The organism is Bradyrhizobium sp. AUGA SZCCT0158 (genome assembly GCF_018130065.1).
In the GTDB taxonomy this organism is placed as follows: Bacteria; Pseudomonadota; Alphaproteobacteria; order Rhizobiales; family Xanthobacteraceae; genus Bradyrhizobium.
Window position 1 is genome coordinate 40576 of record NZ_JAFCME010000033.1, and the last position, 19717, is coordinate 60292.

The following is a 19717-nucleotide window of genomic DNA, read 5'->3' on the forward strand; positions in this document are numbered from 1 at the left end:
GGCGCCTGGTATTTTTCCTGGTGGCCCTTGTGTTGAGCCTGCTGTTGCTCGCCCGCGTCGACAGCAACGCCGCTCCGCGCGTCAACTCCAGTCCTGCAAAATTCGCCGGAGCCTTCGTCGATTGGGGCCCCGTTGGGCGCGAGCGTACCCTGCAGGCCTGGGAAAAATGGTTGAAACAGCCGCCATCGTCGGTGGTGGGCGTCGATTTCTACGGCCAGGCGAATTGGGAGGATTTCCACAAGCTGACCTGGGTTCCCGGCATCTGGAAGAAGCTCAACCCGTCGCGGAATGTCGTCTGGTCGGTGCCGCTGACCGTTCCGGGGACGCCGCTCGTCGACGTCGCCAATGGCTTGCACGACGGCGAATTCGAGGCGGCTGCCCGTGCGATTGCCGATGCGCAGCCAAGGGCGATCATCCGTCTCGGCTGGGAGATGAATCTGTCGCAGATGGCGTGGTTCGCCAAGGATCATGAAGCCGATTACATCGCGGCGTTCCGGCGCGTGGTCGGGATCTTCCGTCGCCACTCCGACACATTCAAATATGATTGGTGTCCGGGATGGGGAACGCAGGACACGCCGGCGGACCTGGCCTATCCGGGTGACGATGTCGTCGACTACATCGGTCTGGATATCTACGATTTCAAACATGAGGGCTCGCCGGAAGAGCGGTGGAACACCTTCTATCTCAAGGCGCCGTTCGGCCTGGAATGGCACCGCGACTTTGCCGCCAGGCACGGCAAGCCGATGAGCTATCCGGAATGGGGCGTCGGCAATTTCGGCGACAATCCGTACTTCATTCAGCAGATGCATGACTGGTTCGTGAAGAACAGGAACAACATCGCCTACGCCGCTTATTTCGACGTCGACGGATTGTGGCCCACGCGGATCTCCAACGGGCAGTTTCCCAAATCCCAGAAGCTGTTCGGCAAGCTGTTCAGCCGCTGAGCCCCGAGCCTGAACCTGATTTAATTCAAACTTAACCCCGTCCATTAACCGTCGGGAACAATTCGCCACCACCAGGCATCCTGTCGGACCGGATATCGCAGCAATGCTCTTGTATCGTCTGGACCCATAGCAAACGTCATGCGCCAGAGTTTGAACGGATTGCCCGCCGATGGAAACCGCTGACACCATGCCGAACGCCGCCCGCGCCTTGGCGGCGATCTCGCCGGCCCTCGATCCTGCTTCGATCGGGATCGTCGTCTGCATTCCCTGCTTTCGCCGGCCGCAGCATCTGCGGCAGACCCTGGAATCGCTCGCCGGCCAGCGTACTGGTCACCGCTTTGCGGTTGTCATGGTCGAGAACGATGCGCTGCGGAGCGAGAGCGTTCCGGTTGCGACCGAGTTCCTGGCATCGAACAAGTTCCCCGGTCTCTGCGTGGTCGAACCACGGCAGGGCAATTGCCATGCGATCAACGCGGCGTTCGAGACGGCGCTGGCAACCTTCCCGGCAGCGTCAAGTTTCCTGATGATCGACGATGACGAAATTGCCTCGCCGGACTGGCTGGAGCGCATGATATTGACGGCCGCAGCCACCGGGGCTGACATCGTCGGCGGGCCGGTCATGCCTGACTTCGATGACGCGCGAAAGCGCGGGCTGCGTCGTCATCCGGCCTTCGCCCCGGCCTACGACACGTCCGGACCGGTTCCGGTGATCTATGGCTGCGGCAATTGCCTGATCAGGCGCTCGGTGTTCGAGCGCGTCGACGCCCCGGCGTTCGATCTGCGTTTCAATTTCCTCGGCGGCGGCGATACCGATTTCTTCTACCGCTGCCTGCGTCTGGGCATGCGGTTTCACTGGGTGGCGGAGGCCACGATCAGCGAGACGGTGCCACCGAGCCGAACCAGGCTCAGCTGGCTGATCAGCCGCGGCTTGCGGATCGGCGCGATCAATTATCACGTCCAGCGCAAGGCGACACCGACACTCTGGCTGCGCGCCAGGCTGACGCTGAAATTGCTGGCGGCGTTTCCGCTGTCGTTTCTCCAGGCCGCGCGGGCGGCCCTGACGGAGCGCGACCGCATCATAGCGATGCATCCGATGACGGTGGCAATCGGGAGCGTGCTGGCCGCAATCGGCATCGAACCTCAACCCTACAAGGCCTCGAAGATCACGTGAGCCAACTCGCCATCACGTCTCAGCTTCGTATCGTCGCAGGAGGGGTTTGGCGGCAGCAAGTGCTGGATGTCGTTCGCTGCGCCGCGTTCGTCGGAGCGTTGGTGCTGGCATGGATTTCATTGCGGCCGTTCGCCGATCTCGGCGACATACAAATCGGCGAAGTCAGTACCGGCAATGAGGCGCCGACCTATCTGGTGTTCGGCGCCCTCGCGGTGCTGATGATTGCGCTCGCGGCGCGCAACAACATGCGCGGGCTGGCGACTTTGCTGACGCCATCGTTCTTGCTGTTTGCCGGATGGGTCTGTGTGACGGTGGTTCTGTCGGTCGATCCCGCCACATCGATGCGGCGGTTTGTTTTGACGGCGTGTGTTATCGCCGTCACGTCGACCATGTTTTTGTTGCCGAAATCGCAAAGCGAACTGATGCGTTTGCTCAGCATCGCAGCGCTGATCCTGCTCGCGGTCTGTTACCTCGGAATCCTGCTGGCGCCGCAGTTTGCGATCCATCAGGCAACCGATCCGCAGGAGCCGCTTCTTGCCGGCGACTGGCGCGGCGCCTTCGGTCACAAGAACGTGGCAGCCGGCGTGATGGCGATGCTGCTGTTCCTGGGTATCTACATCGTGCGCTCCGGCGCACTTCTGTCCGGCGCGGTCATCATCGGCCTTAGTTCCTTGTTTCTGTTTCATGCCGCCGGCAAGAGTTCGCTGACGCTGTGCTTCGCCGTGCTGCTGCTGACCTCGCTTACCTCGGTGTTTCGCTCGTTCTGGGTGCGGGCGATCCTGCTCCTGACGCCGCTGCTATTGCTGAACATGCTCAGCGTCGGCACCGTCATGAGCGAAGGTCTGGCTGCGGTCGCCAAGCTGCTGCCGCTGGATTCGACCTTCACCGGCCGTACCGACATCTGGAATTTTGCGCTGGACGCGCTGCGGCAGCGGCTGGCAACCGGCTACGGCTTCGTGGCGTTTTGGGGCAGCAAGGCGTTCGAGGAGTTGCCGGCGGGCAAGGAATGGGCCGCGTTCGCGGCGCACAGCCACAATGGTTATCTCGATACCGCGCTCGGCATGGGCCTGCCCGGACTGATCCTGCTCATCGTCGTGCTGGTGATCGTGCCGCTACGGAATTTCCAGCAAGCCGATCAGGGCGGCAACAATGGTCCGCTGGCGATGGCGCTGTTGCGCATCTGGCTGTTCGGACTCTATCTGTCGGCGATGGAGAGCTTCTTCCTCGACCGCGCCGATCCCCTGTGGTTCACCTTCCTGGTGGCGGTGTTCGGCTTGCACTATCTGGCGCGATTTCGCGTCCGGGAGTGAGGCTTAGAGCTGGGCGCGAACCGCGTTCGCGACGTCCTGCCACCACCCATCGAAGTCGAACGCGGCCTGCACCGGGGGCCGTCTCAGCGCGGCAACGATGCCATCGGCGTAGGCGTCCGCGCTCGATCCGCGCGGCACGAGCACGATGGCGCCGCGATCGATCAATTCCTTGAAGCGCACATGATGGTCGAATTCGTCAGGCAGCGCAGGGCCGGTCACGATCAGCGGCCGGCCGGCCTGCACGCAGGCAAGAACGCTGGAGCGGCGCGCGGTGAGCCCTTCGTCGAGCGGATAACAAAACCCGTCGACCGCGCCGAACAGCCCGAACACCTCGTGATCGGAGGCGACGAAGCCGGATACGATCACATCATCGGCGATCCCGAGCTCTGCGGCGCGGGCGTGGAATTCCTCCTCGACATTGTCGGTGCCGCGGATGAAGGAGCCGACATAGACGATCAGTGGCCGCAGCCCACGCTGCTTGAGGATCGCGCCGATCTCCAGCAGCGCATTGGGTTGCTTGGCCGGATAGATCGAGCCGAAATGACCGATCACCAGCCGGCCGTCTTGCCTTGCTGCAACGAGACGCCGGCGCAAGTCCGAAGCCGCCATCCCTGCAGGCGCCTCTATGTTCGGCGGCAGCGGGGCCAGCACGCATTTCTTCGCGGTCCAGCCCACCAGGGAATCCTCGGCGAGTTCCCGCCGCACCAGCGGCGAGAACATGACGATGGTGTTGGCGAGCAGGAGGGCCGGGATATAGGTGATCCGGCGCAGCCAATGCAGCCCGGCCCATTCGTGCTGAATCAGGACAGTTTTGCGCCGCCGCAGCCGCGCCATGGCCATCGCCAGCAGCGGTGTGAACATCACGCGCTTCCAGGCCACGATCGGAAAGTTGCAGACCACGCTCCGTGCGGAGCCGACGGCGCCCCAGATTTCGGTGAATGACCCTTCCGATCGCGTCAGGGTTAACGTCGTGCAACTGCCGGGTTCGGCCTTTTCGATCCACTCGCCCAGCAATCGCGTGAATTGCCCGACGCCGCACTGCATTTGCGGTCCCGCGCCGAGAAACAGCGCCCGATATTGCGGTTCTGAAGCCATCGTGGGGTCGCCGGCGCTCTCTCGGTTATGCCAGCGTTAGCCATACATCCCAGACCTTATCGTCCGGTAAGTGGGTGCGACACCCCTGCGGCATCCTTCTTGCCAGTTAGAGCGTGAAGGTGATTCGGCCGTCTCATAACGGGACATCGGATGACCGACGGCGTGGCAGCCATCTGAGATTTCGGGACAGCGTGCAGGACGCAGCCGAAATCGGTCGTCATCCGGGCGAAAAAAATTGGTCAAAAGGAGCTGGACGATGGCGGCAGATCGCATTTTCAGTAATTGGGACGACACCCATTCGGTGCTGTGGGGACACCAACCAATCCGGCTTGCGCACAACATGCACAAGTCGCCGTTGTTCTCGATGGATCAGCTTGCCGCATTGATTGAGAATTATCCGCGCGAGCATTACAGCCTGATGCAGACCGGCGTGAAGGGCGACAAGCGTATCTGGCGGCACGGCGATATCGGCAATTTCAGCGGCCATCAGGTCATCGACGCGATTTCCAGGGGCGACCTATGGCTCAACCTGCGCATGGTTTCGGATATCGACTCCCGCTACAGCGACCTGCTGGCTCAGATGTTCGCCGAAATCGGCGAGAAGGTCCCGCACTTCGCGCTGCCGCACCAGTACAACGCCGGCATTCTGCTCTCGGCGCCGAAGGCGCAGGTTCACTACCACGCCGATCTTCCCGGCCAGAGCCTGATTCAAATCGCCGGCCGCAAGCGCGTCCATATCTATCCGTCGAACCCTCCCTTCGTGACTCCGAAGAACCTCGAGGACATCCAGCTGTTCGAGCTCGAACTCGATATGCCCTATCACGAATGGTACGATCGCTATGCGACCGTGCTCGATCTCGAGCCTGGGCAAATGCTGAACTGGCCGCTGAACGCGCCGCATCGCGTCGACAATCTCGGCACCGTCAACATCTCCATGACGGTGGGTTACGAGAATGAAGAGATCAGGCGGACCCGGATCGTCAATCTGGCCAACGGTCTGTTGCGCAATCGCTTCGGATATACGCCCAAGAGCCGTTCGCTCAAGGGGCCGGCGTTCTGGGGCAAGGCGGTGATGCAGAAGGCGCTGCGCAACACGTCCTGGATCAAGCGCGAGCGCAAGGCGCGGAACGAGATCGAATTCCGGCTCGACCACGACCATCCGGAGCAGGTGGTCGATCTTTCCAACAATCTTTCCAGGGCGGCATGAAGGCGGCTTGATTGTGACAACACTGACAAACGACGCAGCACGGCACGTGGGGCGGAACCGCACGTCGCAGGTTGCGGCGTTCTCCGTGGAGTTCGACAATTGGGATACCGTCGCAGGCAATTGGGACGGTACGTATCGTCGTGGACAGGCGACCATCTTCCAGCACGAGAAGTGGCTCGCGGCATGGTATGGCGCGTTCGCCGGACAGCCGGATATCGAGCCACTCGTTGCAACCGTCAGGGATCGTGCGACAGGCGAAGTCGCACTGCTTCTGCCGCTGATCAGGCGCAAGCTGAAGCGCGTCTGCGTCGTGGAGTTCGCCGACCTCGAACTCACCGATTACAATGCGCCGCTGCTCGGTCCGGCCGCGCCGCGCGAACCTAAGGCGGCAGCCATCCTGTGGCGCGAGCTGCGGCTGGCGCTGCGCCAGCTGCCTGGCGGCGCTGATCTCATTCGCTTCAAGAAAATGCCGCTCGATCTGCAGGGTCGGTCCAATCCGCTGGCGATGCTGGATGGAGCCGGGCCGTGCTCGCTGAACGGTAATCTCGTCACCACAGGCGAGGATTTCGAGAAGTACAAGCGTTCGCTGAAGCGCGACGTGCGCAAGGTTCTCGAACGGTGCTGGCGCGCGTTTACGGCGTATCCCGGCGCTGCATTCAAGATCGCAGGAGAGAACGACGAAGCCTTGCACGTTCTTGCCGCCCTGGATGCGCAACAGAGCGCCCGGATGCAGCATCTCGGGGTGAACTTCATCCTCGGCGACGGGGCCTGTGCCGATTTCTATCGAAACCTCGTGCGTGAGGGCGTCGGCGAGGGCTATGCCGTGTTGTCGGCGCTGACGGTCGGCGAGGAAGTCGTCGCGACCTTGCTCGGCGTTCGCTGTGGGCCCCGCTACGTCATGCTGCGGGTTAGCAATGCCGGCGACAAATGGTCGAGTTGTTCGCCGGGCCGGCTGGTCATCGAACGCACCATGGCCGCCTTGCACAGCGACGGCGTGCGCGAGTTCGACTTCAGCGTGGGCGATTATGACTATAAGCGGCGTTTTGGCGTGACACCGCTGCCGCTGGTCGACATCAGCGCCGCCTTGAGCCTGCGCGGGTTGCCCTACGCATTGCGCGACCGCGCCGCGCGCGAGCTGCGCAACTATCCGAAGCTCAGCGCCTATTTGAAGCGGGCGCCCGGTAAACCCTTGCCGCGCGAAGAGAACTGACGCGCTGTGGCAGAGACGACACGGTTGTGCAAATCTGTCACACTGGGCAGGATTGTGCGGCTGTTCTACCTGTGTTCGCAAGAGTTCATGATCGCCTTTAGGGCAGCGGCGTATGCTGATGGTCGGGTCAAGGGCTACAGCTGAATGCTTCCGTGGGGAGTGCCGACATGCCAGCCTATATCCACCATCACGACGACATCGAGCCGGCTTTCGTCATTTGTCCGAGCTGCATCGGGATTCCGATGTTTGTAAGGGACGTCGAGCCGCATTGGAGCATGGCGAAGATCGACTTCACCTTTGAATGCGCCGACTGCGGTGCCGAAGTTCGGCAGACGGTCGTGAAGCCGCAATTGCAGCATTAGCGCCGCATCATTTCCGATTGGACTTGGAACGCATATCGCGATCCCGTTTCGCCGTGATGGCGGCGCTTCCCGGTTTTTGCCCATCGTGCGAAGCTTCCTGCAGGCGACAGCCTCGAATAGGATCGAGCATCGCAATGCGGGAAGTTGATCATGCAAGAGCGGTCGAAAAATCTGCATTCATTCTATGCCAGCCTTGTCTGCGCCGCCGCCAAGGTCCGCGATTCCCGGATTGAACAGGCCTTTCGTGTAGTCAAGCGCGAACCGTTTGTGGGCCCGGGGCCCTGGCTGATTGCGCTCGGCGCGCATGATTACGTAACGACCCCGAACGATGATCCGGCGTTTATCTATCAAAATACGCTGGTCGCGCTGGATAGCGCGCAACATCTCAATATCGGAATGCCCAGCGCGCATGCTTATTGGCTCGATGGCTGCGAATTGAAGGAAGGTGAGACGGTTCTACAAGTTGGCGTGGGCACGGGATATTACACCGCGATCCTCGCACAACTCGTCGGGCCGCGCGGGCAGGTGCACGCCTATGAGATTGACGGAGGCCTGGCGGATCGCGCGCGCGACAACCTGAAAGACCTGCCACAGGTGAATGTTCAGTCAAAATCGGGCATTGCGGCGGATCTGCCGAAAGCGGATTTGATCTACGTGTGTGCCGGTGCGGCCCAGCCAGCCCAACAGTGGCTCGATGCGTTGCGTCGCGGTGGCCGGCTGTTGTTTCCGCTTGCGCCCGCGGGTGTGCATGGCGGGATGCTGCTGGTCACACGTCCCGATCAGGGTGCGGTTTGGCCGGCAAGGTTCCGTGGCCGGGCACAGTTTATTGGCTGCATCGGTCTTCAGGACGAGGATGCCGGCCGCCGCCTGACGGAGGCGTTTCTGCGGGGGTGGGAAGACGTGCGGTCGCTCCGGCTCGATGGCGCCGTCGACGACACCTGCTGGTTTGCCGGCGATGGCTGGTGGCTTTCAACGGCAGAAGCCGACGCTGTCCACGAGAATTGATCCGCGCCTAGACCTGCCGCACCACGCCGGGTTGGCCCAAGTCGCATTCCAGCGCGTCGCGATCCCATTTCGCTGAAATCGCCGCGGCTTCATAGGTGCTTTGCAGGAAATCCAGCAACGCCTGGTCGGGATCATCAGCCGTGCGCACGGCATCATAAGACAGGATGAATTCGCCGAGCGCTTCGCTGAAGAACGCCGCGTCGGGCCGCACCTTCGTCGCGCGAAAGCCCGCAGGCTCCGGATAGGCATAGCAGTAGAACGCGGGATAATCGATCGCGCCGCTTCCCGGCCAGAAGCCGGCGCTGCTGACTTCGTGCGAATAGGCCTCGCAGGCGACGTCGTCGGACAGATACGGTACGCCACCGGGATGACGTGGCGCGCGACGGCCGGAGAAGCGGGTCACCGCCAGATCAAAGCTGCCCCAGAAGAAATGCACCGGGCTGGCCTTGCCGAGGAAGCCGGTGCGGAATTGTTTGAAGACGCGATCGCAGTTTACGAGAATCTGCAGAAACCTCTTGATCGCTTCGGGATCGTAGGAAGCGTGGACGTTATCTTCCGAAAACCGGACCGGGTCCGGTAGTTCGTTCGGCATTTCGTCGATGGTGACGGAAATGTCCAGCTCGGTCAGCGTCATCATGGTGGCGGCGTAGAAGCTGGCAACCGATTTTCCCGGAAGCGCAAACTGCCGCTTCGCGCCATCGCTGGTCGAGATGCGCAGGACGTGATCGATGAAATCAAGATCGATCTGGAACGTTCGCGTGCCGTCCGGGACTGGCGACGTCGTCAGCCCGCGCGGAGTAACATAGAGCGCCACATGCCAGGAATGGTTCAGCCAGGGGGTCTTGCTCAACCTGATCTTGCCGACGATCTGGGTCCAGAGATGCAGCGTCGCATAGGTGTCACGCCACGCCGCGGTCGGCAATTCCGGCCACGGGGGTTGCGAAAAATTGCTCATGCCTAAACCCCGTATCGGTGAAAAGCGAGTGGTGGATTCCGTATCACGAATCCGTTTCGTACCACGAAACCGTCAGACCGATTTCACAATCTGGTGCATTCCGGGCATCGCCGCTGGCCGCGCGAGGCGCGGTAGAGACTGCGGCACCACCACCGCCGTGCAATCGCCTGCAGCGGACGGCGCACCAGTTGAGCCATAAAGAGAAGTTCGACCATGCTGAATCCATCGTCCCCAATGGATAAATGGGGCGGCAATCTCAAATGAGAATGCCGCCCGTCTCGCATCAGCCATGCAGTTAGCTATGGAGTTTCCTGGCGGTCTCCGCGATCACGCGTCCTTGATAGCGCGCGCCGGCGAGCTCGTTGTCGCTCAGCTGGCGGCTGCCGTCGCCGCCGGTGATCGTGGTCGCCCCATAGGGTGCGCCGCCGGTGACTTCATCGAGCTTCATCTGACCGGCAAAGCCGTAGTTGAGGCCGACGATGGTCATGCCGAAGTGCAGCAGGTTGGTGATGATCGAGAACAGCGTGGTCTCCTGGCCGCCATGTTGGGTCGCAGTCGCGGTGAAAGCGCCGCCGACCTTGCCGTGCAACGCGCCCTTGGCCCAGAGGCCGCCGGCCTGATCGAGGAAGTTCGCCATCTGCGACGCCATCCGCCCGAAGCGGGTGCCGGTGCCGACGATGATGGCGTCGTAATTGGCAAGCTCTTCGACCTTGGCGACGGGGGCCGCCTGATCGACCTTGTAATACGAAGCCTTGGCGACCTCGGCGGGCACCAGTTCGGGCACGCGCTTGATGTCGACGGTAGCGCCGGCTTCGCGCGCGCCCTCGGCGATGGCGTTCGCCATCGCCTCGATGTGACCGTAAGCGGAATAATAGAGCACGAGTACTTTGGGCATGATGGCTTTCCTTTGAGGTTGTAGGTGGTTGTTAATTGGGAGCTGTCATTGCCGGGCTTAACCCGGCAATCCATCGGCTTCGAAGATTCTCGCGGAGCGGGATGGATGCCCGGGTCAAGCCCGGGCATGACGAGGAGTGAGTGTGGGGGCTACGCCGCGTCGACCAGCACCAGTTCGCTGTCTTCCAGCGCCGTAATGGTCAGCCTGGCCTCGTCACGGATCGCGGCGCCGTCGCGGGCGTTGACGCGCACGCCGTTGACTTCGACGCTGCCGGCCGCCGGCACCAGATAGAGGTGCCGCGCCTTGCCGGCTTCGTATTCCGCGCTCTCGCCGGCCTTCAGCGTGGTGGCGAGCACGCGGGCATCGGCGCGGATCGGCAGCGCATCCTTGTCGCCGGCAATGCCGCTGGCGATGGTGACGAGCTTGCCGGAACGGTCCGACTTCGGAAACGGCTTGGCGCCCCAGGTCGGCTGGCCGCCTTGCGTGGTCGGCTCGATCCAGATCTGGAAGATCCGTGTATTGGTCGGTTCGAGATTGTACTCGGCGTGACGGATGCCGGATCCCGCGCTCATCACCTGCACGTCGCCGGCTTCAGTGCGGCCCTTGTTGCCAAGTGAATCTTGATGCGTGATCGCGCCTTCGCGCACATAGGTGATGATTTCCATGTTGGCGTGGGGATGGGCGGGAAAGCCGGTATTGGGGGCGATCTCGTCGTCGTTCCACACCCGCAGCGAGCCGTGACCCATATTGTCGGGGTCATAATGGCTGCCGAAGGAGAAGTGATGCTTTGCCTTCAGCCAGCCGTGGTCGGCGCCGCCGAGTTCTGCAAAAGGTCTGAGTTCGATCATGGGAAATACTCCTTGTTAAGTTTTGTGCGAGGTGCCAGGCGCCACGCGCCCGGCCTCGCCTGGATGAATTGAACTAGGCGCCGAAGCCGCCATCGACGTTGAGCACGGTGCCGGTAACGAACGAGGCGTCCGGGCTGGTGAGGAACACGACGCCGGCTGCGATCTCTTCGGCGGTGCCGTAGCGTTGCAGCGCGTGCTGCGTACGCTGGGCTTCGGCGAAATCGCCGCCGTCCTTCGGGTTCATGTCGGTATCGATCGAGCCCGGCTGCAGCACGTTCACAGTGATGCCGCGGGGGCCGAGGTCGCGCGATGCGCCCTTGCTGTAGCCGACGATCGCCGCCTTGGTGGCGGCGTAATCGGCAAGGCCCGGGAACGAGGCGCGGGTCGCAATGCCCGAACCGATGGTGACGATGCGGCCGCCTTCGCCCATCAGCTTCGCGGCGGCGCGGATCGCGGTGACGACGCCATGCACATTGATCGCGTTCTGGCGCGCCAGTGCCGCGGTGTCGGCGTTGGCATCATCGACTGCGCCGCTGACGGCGACGCCGGCATTGTTGACGAGAATGTCGAGCCGGCCAAAGTGCTTGGCGACGTCATTGACCAATTGCTCGACCTCGAGAGATGAAGCCTGGTCGGCCTTGAAGGCGCGGGCTTCGACACCCTTGGCCTTCAACTCCTTGACGACGGCTTCGGCCTTGTCAGGGGAGGCGACATAGCTGATGGCGACGTTGGCGCCGTGATCCGCGAGGGCGCGGGCGCTGGCTGCGCCGATACCGCGGGAGCCGCCGGTGACGAGGGCTACCTTGCCCGAAAGTTTCCTGGCCATTGGATTTCTCCGTTGCTTGAATTCCGATGGCCATTGGATATGCCTCCCGACGTGGTATATAAATAGAAACTATCGAAACACATTGTTTCTATTTATGATCTAATGGAAGACGGCCCGTGCCGGACATCCGCAATTTCGACCGTCCAAACAAACGGAATCGGCCTCCTGGACCGAACCGCCGGGCGGCTTGCCCAGACTGATGCCAGTCACTCGGGCGCGCGGCGCCGGGGAGGGGCATGGCGCCGTCATTCGGCGCCGTATGGAGGAGTTGCGCATGAACGCCGTTCGCCGCGGAGTATTGGGATTGATGGGAGCGCTGCTGGTGGCGGGGCCGTCAGACGCTGGCGGCCGGACGCCGGCCTCGTCCGGTCAGGATGCCGCTGCGAAAGCGCGGCGATTGGCGGTGAAACCACGCCACGTTGTTTGCTTCCTTGGCGGTGCGAACGGCCTGACGAAGCTGTCGGACGCGGCTTCAATGGCTATCCGCGATTTTGCCACCGGCTTTGGCATCGATCAGACCTATTCCCAGGACAAACCGGATCCGCGCATGAGCCGCTCGTTTGGGGTTTCCTGGGATCGCGTGCATCCCAATGCCCGCTCCAGCGCCGATGAGGACGCGGTGGAAAATCACCAATCGGTGCTGTACGTGCTCGGCCCGCCCATGACGTCGGAAACCGCCATGGTCGTTTCCACCGGTGCCCTGATGCTCGTCCATCAGGTCATCAAGGCGGGGGCGACCGCCGTCAAGGGCGAGAGCGCCGGTGTCGCGCACGGCCTCGTCAGGTGGAACGAACTCATCCTTCAGGCCAGTGCCGCGCTGAAATCCGATGATGACTTCGCGTTGCGCCGCGTTTGCCGCCTGGCATTCGCCAAACGGCCGCTGGCCTCGGACGAATACCTGGAAAGCGTCGGTTTTCACCTGGCGGGATTGCCCGAAGTGTTCGTGCCGAAATCCCATGGCAGTGAACGGCAAGCCGTCGCGACCATGGATGCGGTCGCTGACGAGATCGCGCGGCAAGGACTGGAGGCAACGCTCAAGTCGCGCCGCGCCAAACTGTCCTTCGAGTCCGATTACGCGGAAGGCGATTTCAAATTCAATCCCTATGGTATCGTCAAGCTTGCATCCTGAGTTGGGCGAGGCCCGACCAATCACATCCGACAGGCGGCCGAATGCCGAAACTCCCGGATTTCGAAGCGCTCGCGATTTTTGCGAAGGTCGTGGAACTGCGGTCGTTTGCATCAGCGGCAACCGAGCTCGCGCTGTCCAAGGCCACGGTATCGAAGGCGGTAAGCCGGCTCGAACAACGGCTCGGCGCGCGGCTGTTCAACCGCACCTCTCGGCGGCTGGCGCTCACCGACGCCGGACAAAAGCTGGCCGAGCGTGCGACGCAGCTCCTGGTCGACGGCGAGGCGGCCGAGAACGAGGCGCTGTCACAATCGACGGCGCCGCGCGGGCTGGTGCGGCTCGCGGTGCCGATGACGTTCGGCGTGAAATCAGTAGCGCCGCTATTGCCGGAATTCCTCGAGCGATATCCGGAAGTCTCGATCGACCTGCACTTAAGCGACGCGACGGTGGATCTGATCGGCGAGGGCTTTGATGCCGGCCTGCGCATCGCGCGGTTGCCGGATTCCTCGCTGATCGCGCGGCGGCTGTGCGCGATGCCGCGCTACACGGTGGCCGCGCCGTCCTATCTCAAGCGCCACGGCCGGCCGACGCATCCGATGCATCTGTCCCAGCACAAATGCTTCGGCTACGCCTATCTCTCGACGCCCGGCGTCTGGCACTACACCAACGCCGCTGGCGAGCAGGCCAGCGTGCGCCCGGCCGGCCAGCTGCGCGTCAACAATGGCGAGGCGGTGCTGCCGTCGGTGATTGCCGGGCTCGGTATCGCCGATCTGCCCGACTTCATCGTCGGCGACGCGATCGCCTCCGGCGAAGTCGAGGTGATCCTCAAGGGCTGGAAGCAGCCGGAAGGCGCGGTGCATCTGGTGACGCCCCCCGGCGGCCCGCGCCCCGCCCGCGTCGAGGTGCTGGCAGAGTTTCTGATGAAGCATTTCGCCAAGGGGAAGAGGAAAGCGTCCTGAGGCGGCGCGACGAACGGGGCCTTTGCCCATGGGATCGAGTTTAGGCTAGGCTACCCCCAACAACCAAAACAAAAACTCCGGGGGAAATGCCTATGAACCGACGCGAACTCCTCAAAGCCGCCGCGCTGCTGCCGCTGGCGCAAACCGCGCTCTCGCATGCGGCGTTTGCGCAAGCTGCCTATCCGTCACGCAACATCACCATGATCGTGCCGTTTCCGCCGGGCGGGCAGGCTGATCTGGCGGCGCGGCCGGTGGCGCAGGCGCTTGAAAGAATCCTCGGCAAGCCTGTGCTCGTCGACAACCGCGCCGGTGGCGGCGGTGGTTCGGTCGGCAATGCGGCGGCGGCGCGCGCCGAACCCGACGGCTACACATTGTTGATGACGCTGTCGTCGCTGGCCGTGCTGCCGGAAGCCGACCGGCTGTTCGACCGCCCGGTGGCCTACGAAGTCTCGCAATTCGCGCCGGTTGCGCGCGTGCTGGCCGACCCCACGCTGCTGGCGGTGCCGGCCTCCGCGCCATGGAAGACGCTGCAGGATTTCGTCGATGACGCCAAAAAGCGCCCCGGCCAGATCCCTTACGGCTCGTCGGGCCCCTATGGCACGCTCCATATCGCGATGGAAATGTTTGCCGCCAGCGCCGGCATCAAACTGCTGCACGTGCCGTTTCGCGGCGCAGCGCCCGCGTTGACCGCGCTGCTCGGCGGCACGGTGCAGGCGGTGGCCTCGGCGCCGGGTACGCTGAAGCAGCAGGTCGATGACGGCAAGATGCGCGTGCTCGCGAACTGGGGCGCCGCGCGCATCGCAAGCTTTCCCGATCTGCCCACCTTCCAGGAGCTCGGCTACAAGGATGTCGAGTTCTACATCTGGGCGGGATTGTTCGCGCAGAGCGCGCTGCCGGCGCCGATCATGACGCAGCTGCGCGGCGCGATGGCGCAGGCGGTCAAAGCCCCCGAGGTGATCAAGACTTTCGAGACCGCCGGCAGCCCGGTCGCGTACATGGACGCGCCGGAATTTGCGAAATTCGTCACTGAGGACAGCGCGCGGCTGGTCGCCGCGGTGAAGAAGATCGGCAAGGTGGAGTAGGGAACTCTATTCACATTTTCTTGTCTGAGCGAACGTTGGGTGGCCGCATTCATTGGAGAGTTTTGGGAGCGGTGCGAGTTGGAACCCGCATCGCCACACCACTCGAATGAAAGGACCGGACATGAAACGAGCGGACCCGGCCGCGCCACGCATCGTGCTCAGCCTTGCCCTCGCGATCGGAAGCGTTGGCGCCCTGCAATCAACCGCATTCGCCCAGGAATACAGGGGAACCTGGGAACAACAGATGGCCTGCACGCCAGACGTCTGGCGTCTCTGCAGCGATCAGGTTCCGGATGTCAGCCGGATCGTGGCGTGTTTGCGGCAGAATACGCCGCAGCTCTCGAACAACTGCCGCGCCGTATTCGAATCGCAGGCGAATGCGCAACCAGGCGGACGGGGGCCGCAACCGCAAATGGCGCCGCGCGGCCGTGCAGCACCACTGGTACAGCCCCAGCCGCTGCCGCCGAGGCCCTATCATGAGAGACCCTACTATCAAGACGACGACGATTAGGCCGTCGCTTCGCTTTCGGTTCTGACCTCACAGACATCGACCCATTCGGCCGAGGTCAGTTCGGCCATGCGCGCGGGTGTGATGCGCACCGCGCTGTGCGTCGAGCCCGCCGCCGGAACCACGATATCGAACGCCTTTAGCGACACATCGCAATAGACCGGCAGCGGCGTCTTCAGTCCGAACGGACAGACGCCGCCGACTTCATGGCCGGTGATCTCCGCGACCTCGTCGAGCCCCAGCATCTTCGGCTTGCCCCCGAACAGCGCCTTCACCTTCTTGTTGTCCATCCGCGAGGTGCCGGCCGCCACGATCAGCACCACGCGTTCGCCGATCCGCAAGGAAAGCGTTTTGGCGATCCGCGCCGGCTCGACACCATAGGCCTCGGCCGCCAGCGCCACGGTCGCTGAACTCATCGATGATTCGATCACCGCAATGTCGGGCGCCTTCTCGGCGAAGAAGGCGCGAACGGAGGCAAGACTCATTTCAGGACCTTTGGGCAGACACCAAGGCGGGAAGCTCGGCGAGACCATGGATGCGATGATCGGGCGCAACGCCGAGCTCGTCCATCTGGGTGCGCAATATCTTGAACATCGTCAAGGGCGGCATCGTCTCGCTTTCAAGACAGGCCAGCGCCATCGCTTCCGGCGTCACCCGCTCGATCCAGGCGACGTTGAGCCCGAACGCCTTGGCGCCGCAGGCGTCCCACGGGTTCGAGGAGATGAACAGGACCTCGTGCGGCGAGATATGAAGGGTGCTTTCGATCAAGGCGTAGGCGTCCGGGCTCGGTTTGAATATCTTATTGGCGTCGATGCTGATGGTGGCATCGAGCACGCGGTCGAGGCCACTGTTCTTCACCAGCGCGCCCAGCATGTCCGGGCTGCCGTTGGAGAGAATGGCAAGCTTCTTGTCCCTCATCGCAGCGAGCGAGGCAAGCGCATCGGGATAGAGATCGAGATGCAGATACTTGTCCATGATCCCGGCGAAATCAGCCTTGTCGTATTTCAGGCCGAGGCAGCGCAGCGTGTAGGCCAGGGATTCCCGCGTCACATCAGAGAAATCCTCATAGCGCCGCATCAGCGAGCGCAGCCAGGTATATTCCAGCTGCTTGATGCGCCAGACTTGGGTGATGATTTCGCCGTAACCGGGAAACGCCTGTTCGGTAACTGACGCCACCGACTGGACATCATAGAGCGTACCATAGGCATCGAACACGACGGCTTTGATAGTCACGTGACTTACTCTCTTCTGCCAATCGTTGCGTCGAGAAATTCGCGGAGCGCGACGACCGATTGGTCTGTTGCAATCTGGTTGAATTCGAAATGGCGCCCCCAAAGCTCGGCCGGTATCGCGACGCTGGGTACGTCGAAGCCGTGATAGGCGTCGGGATAGATGATGAGTTTGATCGGCGCGCCCTGATCCTTCTGTCTTGATATGCCCCAGGCGTCACGGCCGTCTACCATTTTGCGGCACTCTTCGGCAGGGGTCACGTCATCGCGCTCGCCGATCAGGATCAGCGTCGGCACCGTCATGCCGCCCTTGAAATGACGGCAGGGTGGATAGAAGGCGATGGCGGCGTGAAACTTGTTTGGCGATGCCTGTTCCAGGAAGCCATGCTCGACGGACGTGAGAGCCACCCGGCCGCCGTTCGCAAAACCCAGCACCGCAATCCGCGCAGGATCGACCAATGGATGGCGCGCCAGAAACTTCAGGGCCCGGTAGCCATCCAGGATCAGATCCTGCGGGGGATGTTCGCCGCAGTGCTTCAGGCCGCGCGGGCCGAGGCTGTCGACGGTGAGCGTCACATAGCCCCAGGAGGCGATCCGCTTGCCCCAGCGCTGGTCCAGCCGTCCCCAATTTCCATTGCAGCTATGCAGCAACACGACGGCAGGCGACGGGTCCGCGCTGCTTGTTTGCCGCAGGTAACCCTGCAGCGGATGCGAACTGGCGAGCGGGCTCTCGATTTCGACTGTTATCGGCGGCGATTCAGCCGCGAAGCATTGAACGATGCTTGCCGTCGAGATCGCGGTGACGAGGACAACGATTTTGGCAAGTTGGGTCACCGGCCACCATCTCATCAACCGTCCGCCAACGACCGGACGCCGCTATTATATACCCAAAATCTTCCGTGCGTTGGCCTTCAGGACCTTGGGCCGGATCTCGTCGCGGATGTCGAGCTTGGCAAAATCCGCCAGCCAGCGGTCCGGCGTGATGACGGGCCAGTCCGAGCCGAACAGCATCTTGTCCTGCAGGATCGAGTTGATGTAGCGCACCAGGATCGGCGGGAAATATTTCGGCGACCAGCCGGAGAGGTCGATATAGACGTTCGGCTTGTGGGTCGCGACCGACAGCGCCTCTTCCTGCCAGGGGAATGACGGGTGGGCGAGGATGATCTTCAGGTCGGGAAAATCCGCCGCGACGTCGTCCATGTACATCGGGTTGGAATATTTCAGCCGCATCCCCATGCCGCCGGGCATGCCAGAGCCGACGCCGGTCTGGCCGGTGTGGAACAGCGCGATCGCGCCGCCCTCGTTGATCGCCTCATAGAGCGGATAGGCCATGCGGTCGTTGGCATAGAAGCCCTGCATGGTCGGGTGGAATTTGAAGCCGCGGACGCCGTATTCCTCGATCAGCTTGCGCGCTTCGCGCACGCCGAGCTTGCCCTTGTGGGGATCGATGGACACGAACGGGATCAGGACGTCGAGATGGTCGGAGGCGACTTCCAGCATCTCGTAATTGTTGTAGCGGCGGAAACCGGTTTCGCGCTCGGCGTCGACCGGGAAGATCACGGCGGCGATCTTCTTGGAGCGGTAATAGGCCGCGGTTTCCGGAACCGTGGGCGGGTGCTTGTGCGGCGACTTGAAATAGTCGGCCATCTGCGCCTGGAAATCGTCATAGCCGTCGTCGCCATGCATGCCGCAGGGCTCTTCGGCGTGGGTGTGGATGTCGATCGCCACGACGTCGTCGATATTGGGCAATGTGAGCTTGGCCATTTGGGGTTCCCGGCGGCTTGATTTTTCGGTCTGGAAAATTGATTATACTATATAACAAATTCCGCAAGGCGGCAGAACCGAGATCGCGGAAAAACAGGGAGGATGGCATGGCGCCGGGGCAAGCCTTCGAGACCGATTTCTGGAAAGACGCCAATTTGCGCAAGGCCTGGGACGACATCGTGCCCGGGGCGCCGCGCAAGACCATCCCCTACACGCTGACGAGGGAAGCGATCGAACTGTACTGCAAATCGGTCGGCGAGGATCACCCGATCTATTTCGACGAGGCCTACGCCAAGACCACCCGCTATGGCGGGCTGATCGCGCCGCCCTCGATCCATATCCTGCTGATGTTCTCGTGTACGCCGGCGGATGACTGGATGCGCTCGCCCGGCACCGTCAACGCCGGCCAATCCTGGAGCTACAACATTCCGGCGCGGCCGAACGACGTCATCACATTGCAGGCCCGCGCGCTCGACAAGTTCATCAAGCGCGAGCGGCTGTTCGTGGTGCACGACAACGTCTTCTTCAACCAGCATGGCGACGTGATCTGTTCCGGCCGCGGCTGGACCATCCGGCCTGAATGAGCGGAGAGCGTCATGACCACCAGCTTTGAAAACCTGAACGCTGGCGACCGCATCGACGGGCCGAAATTCGCGGTGTCACGCGAATCGATCCGGCTGTTTTGCGATGCCTCGCTCGACTACAACCCGCTGCATCTCGACGACGACTACATGAAGGGCAATTTCGGCAAGACCAATTTCGGCGGCATCATCATGCACGGCATGAACAATTTCGGGCTGATTTCCCGGATGCTGACCGACTGGGCCTATCCCGCCGGCGCCATCCACCGCCGGCTGGAAACCCGGTGGGTCAAGCCGGTGAAGCCCGGCGACACCATCCAGCCGACCGGAATCGTCAAATCCAAGCAGGTGACCAAGACCTCGCGCTGGGTGCTGATCGACGTCATGGTGCGCAACCAGGCGGGCGAAAAGGTCGCGACCGGCGAGGCGATGATCGAGTTTCCGAATTAGGCGGGATGAGATCAGGACGTGAACCCATCAACTGCTGGGCGGGCGGCTTCCGAGGTCCACCATGTTCTGGAAGCGGACATCCGCGCTGGCGTTCACCATGTCCGCTTTGTGCCGATTGTGTTGAAGAAGTCGGCGACCCAAACGATTTGGGATGTTGCAAGGAATCAGAGCGCGCGTGAGTTTGTTTGCT

The 19717-nt window shown here is 62.5% G+C and carries 22 protein-coding genes; 13 read left to right on the forward strand and 9 right to left on the reverse strand.

Going from position 1 to position 19717, the window contains the following annotated elements:
- Positions 1-20: 20 nt before the first annotated feature.
- The 3 genes from JQ574_RS30775 to JQ574_RS35765 all read left to right on the forward strand — a co-directional run bounded on the left by JQ574_RS30775 (position 21) and on the right by JQ574_RS35765 (position 3425).
- A complete protein-coding gene (locus JQ574_RS30775) occupies positions 21-944 on the forward strand; it encodes a glycoside hydrolase family 26 protein (RefSeq protein WP_212209568.1) in 924 nt (307 codons plus the stop codon).
- 169 nt (positions 945-1113) lie between these two features.
- Positions 1114-2115 carry a glycosyltransferase family 2 protein gene (locus tag JQ574_RS30780; RefSeq protein ID WP_212209569.1) on the forward strand — a complete coding sequence of 334 codons (1002 nt, stop codon included), beginning with the start codon at positions 1114-1116 and terminating at the stop codon, positions 2113-2115.
- Complete coding sequence (locus tag JQ574_RS35765) at positions 2112-3425, forward strand: O-antigen ligase (protein ID WP_212209570.1); 1314 nt, start codon at positions 2112-2114, stop codon at positions 3423-3425. The genes JQ574_RS30780 and JQ574_RS35765 overlap by 4 nt, the downstream gene beginning before the upstream one ends.
- A 3-nt stretch (positions 3426-3428) precedes the next feature.
- Here the strand turns inward: JQ574_RS35765 and JQ574_RS30790 are convergent, their stop codons facing one another.
- A complete protein-coding gene (locus JQ574_RS30790; RefSeq protein WP_212209571.1) occupies positions 3429-4520 on the reverse strand; it encodes a glycosyltransferase in 1092 nt (363 codons plus the stop codon).
- A gap of 256 nt (positions 4521-4776) precedes the next feature.
- Here JQ574_RS30790 and JQ574_RS30795 point away from each other — a divergent pair, with 256 nt between their 5' ends.
- The 4 genes from JQ574_RS30795 to JQ574_RS30810 all read left to right on the forward strand — a co-directional run bounded on the left by JQ574_RS30795 (position 4777) and on the right by JQ574_RS30810 (position 8304).
- Positions 4777-5727, forward strand: a complete 951-nt coding sequence (locus JQ574_RS30795) for a hypothetical protein (protein ID WP_212209572.1) — start codon at positions 4777-4779, stop codon at positions 5725-5727.
- A 13-nt stretch (positions 5728-5740) separates the two neighbouring features.
- Positions 5741-6937, forward strand: a complete 1197-nt coding sequence (locus JQ574_RS30800; protein ID WP_212209573.1) for a GNAT family N-acetyltransferase — start codon at positions 5741-5743, stop codon at positions 6935-6937.
- Between the two features lie 167 nt (positions 6938-7104).
- Entirely contained in the window at positions 7105-7299 is a 195-nt protein-coding gene (locus JQ574_RS30805; RefSeq protein WP_212209574.1) for a hypothetical protein, read from the forward strand.
- A gap of 150 nt (positions 7300-7449) precedes the next feature.
- Entirely contained in the window at positions 7450-8304 is an 855-nt protein-coding gene (locus JQ574_RS30810) for a protein-L-isoaspartate O-methyltransferase (protein ID WP_212209575.1), read from the forward strand.
- 7 nt (positions 8305-8311) lie between these two features.
- On the opposite strand, the gene JQ574_RS30815 is transcribed toward JQ574_RS30810, so the two are convergent.
- The 4 genes from JQ574_RS30815 to JQ574_RS30830 all read right to left on the reverse strand — a co-directional run bounded on the left by JQ574_RS30815 (position 8312) and on the right by JQ574_RS30830 (position 11828).
- A complete protein-coding gene (locus JQ574_RS30815) occupies positions 8312-9259 on the reverse strand; it encodes a DUF5996 family protein (protein WP_212209576.1) in 948 nt (315 codons plus the stop codon).
- 295 nt (positions 9260-9554) lie between these two features.
- Complete coding sequence (gene wrbA, locus JQ574_RS30820; protein WP_212384142.1) at positions 9555-10154, reverse strand: NAD(P)H:quinone oxidoreductase; 600 nt, start codon at positions 10152-10154, stop codon at positions 9555-9557.
- Positions 10155-10303: 149 nt separating this feature from the next.
- On the reverse strand, positions 10304-11002 hold the full coding sequence (locus JQ574_RS30825; RefSeq protein WP_212209578.1) for a pirin family protein: 699 nt from the start codon (positions 11000-11002) through the stop codon (positions 10304-10306).
- 73 nt (positions 11003-11075) lie between these two features.
- Positions 11076-11828: an SDR family NAD(P)-dependent oxidoreductase gene (locus JQ574_RS30830; protein WP_212209579.1), complete on the reverse strand. Its 753-nt coding sequence runs from the start codon at positions 11826-11828 to the stop codon at positions 11076-11078.
- A gap of 274 nt (positions 11829-12102) precedes the next feature.
- Between JQ574_RS30830 and JQ574_RS30835 the strand changes: the two genes are divergently transcribed.
- From JQ574_RS30835 to JQ574_RS30850, 4 genes are all read left to right on the forward strand, one after another.
- Entirely contained in the window at positions 12103-12957 is an 855-nt protein-coding gene (locus JQ574_RS30835) for a hypothetical protein (RefSeq protein ID WP_212209580.1), read from the forward strand.
- Positions 12958-12998: 41 nt separating this feature from the next.
- Entirely contained in the window at positions 12999-13913 is a 915-nt protein-coding gene (locus JQ574_RS30840) for a LysR family transcriptional regulator (RefSeq protein WP_212209581.1), read from the forward strand.
- A 92-nt stretch (positions 13914-14005) separates the two neighbouring features.
- On the forward strand, positions 14006-14995 hold the full coding sequence (locus JQ574_RS30845; RefSeq protein ID WP_212209582.1) for a tripartite tricarboxylate transporter substrate binding protein: 990 nt from the start codon (positions 14006-14008) through the stop codon (positions 14993-14995).
- 121 nt (positions 14996-15116) lie between these two features.
- Positions 15117-15506 carry a hypothetical protein gene (locus tag JQ574_RS30850; RefSeq protein WP_212384143.1) on the forward strand — a complete coding sequence of 130 codons (390 nt, stop codon included), beginning with the start codon at positions 15117-15119 and terminating at the stop codon, positions 15504-15506.
- Here JQ574_RS30850 and JQ574_RS30855 read toward each other — a convergent pair.
- Genes JQ574_RS30855 through JQ574_RS30870 form a run of 4 tightly spaced genes read right to left on the reverse strand, consistent with a single transcriptional unit; the run spans position 15503 to position 18496 of the window.
- A complete protein-coding gene (locus JQ574_RS30855; protein ID WP_212209584.1) occupies positions 15503-15988 on the reverse strand; it encodes a YbaK/EbsC family protein in 486 nt (161 codons plus the stop codon). The two genes, JQ574_RS30850 and JQ574_RS30855, sit on opposite strands and share 4 nt — an antisense overlap.
- 1 nt (position 15989) lies before the next feature.
- The gene (locus tag JQ574_RS30860; RefSeq protein ID WP_212209585.1) at positions 15990-16736 is read right to left on the reverse strand and encodes a haloacid dehalogenase type II; all 747 of its coding nucleotides are present in this window, start codon (positions 16734-16736) and stop codon (positions 15990-15992) included.
- Positions 16737-16741: 5 nt separating this feature from the next.
- Positions 16742-17566, reverse strand: coding sequence for a dienelactone hydrolase family protein (locus JQ574_RS30865; protein ID WP_312014743.1), 825 nt, complete (start codon positions 17564-17566; stop codon positions 16742-16744).
- 45 nt (positions 17567-17611) lie between these two features.
- Positions 17612-18496 carry an amidohydrolase family protein gene (locus JQ574_RS30870; protein ID WP_212036908.1) on the reverse strand — a complete coding sequence of 295 codons (885 nt, stop codon included), beginning with the start codon at positions 18494-18496 and terminating at the stop codon, positions 17612-17614.
- A 107-nt stretch (positions 18497-18603) separates the two neighbouring features.
- Between JQ574_RS30870 and JQ574_RS30875 the strand changes: the two genes are divergently transcribed.
- Complete coding sequence (locus JQ574_RS30875) at positions 18604-19080, forward strand: MaoC family dehydratase N-terminal domain-containing protein (RefSeq protein WP_212209587.1); 477 nt, start codon at positions 18604-18606, stop codon at positions 19078-19080.
- A 12-nt stretch (positions 19081-19092) separates the two neighbouring features.
- A complete protein-coding gene (locus JQ574_RS30880; protein ID WP_212209588.1) occupies positions 19093-19527 on the forward strand; it encodes a MaoC family dehydratase in 435 nt (144 codons plus the stop codon).
- Positions 19528-19717 lie beyond the last annotated feature (190 nt).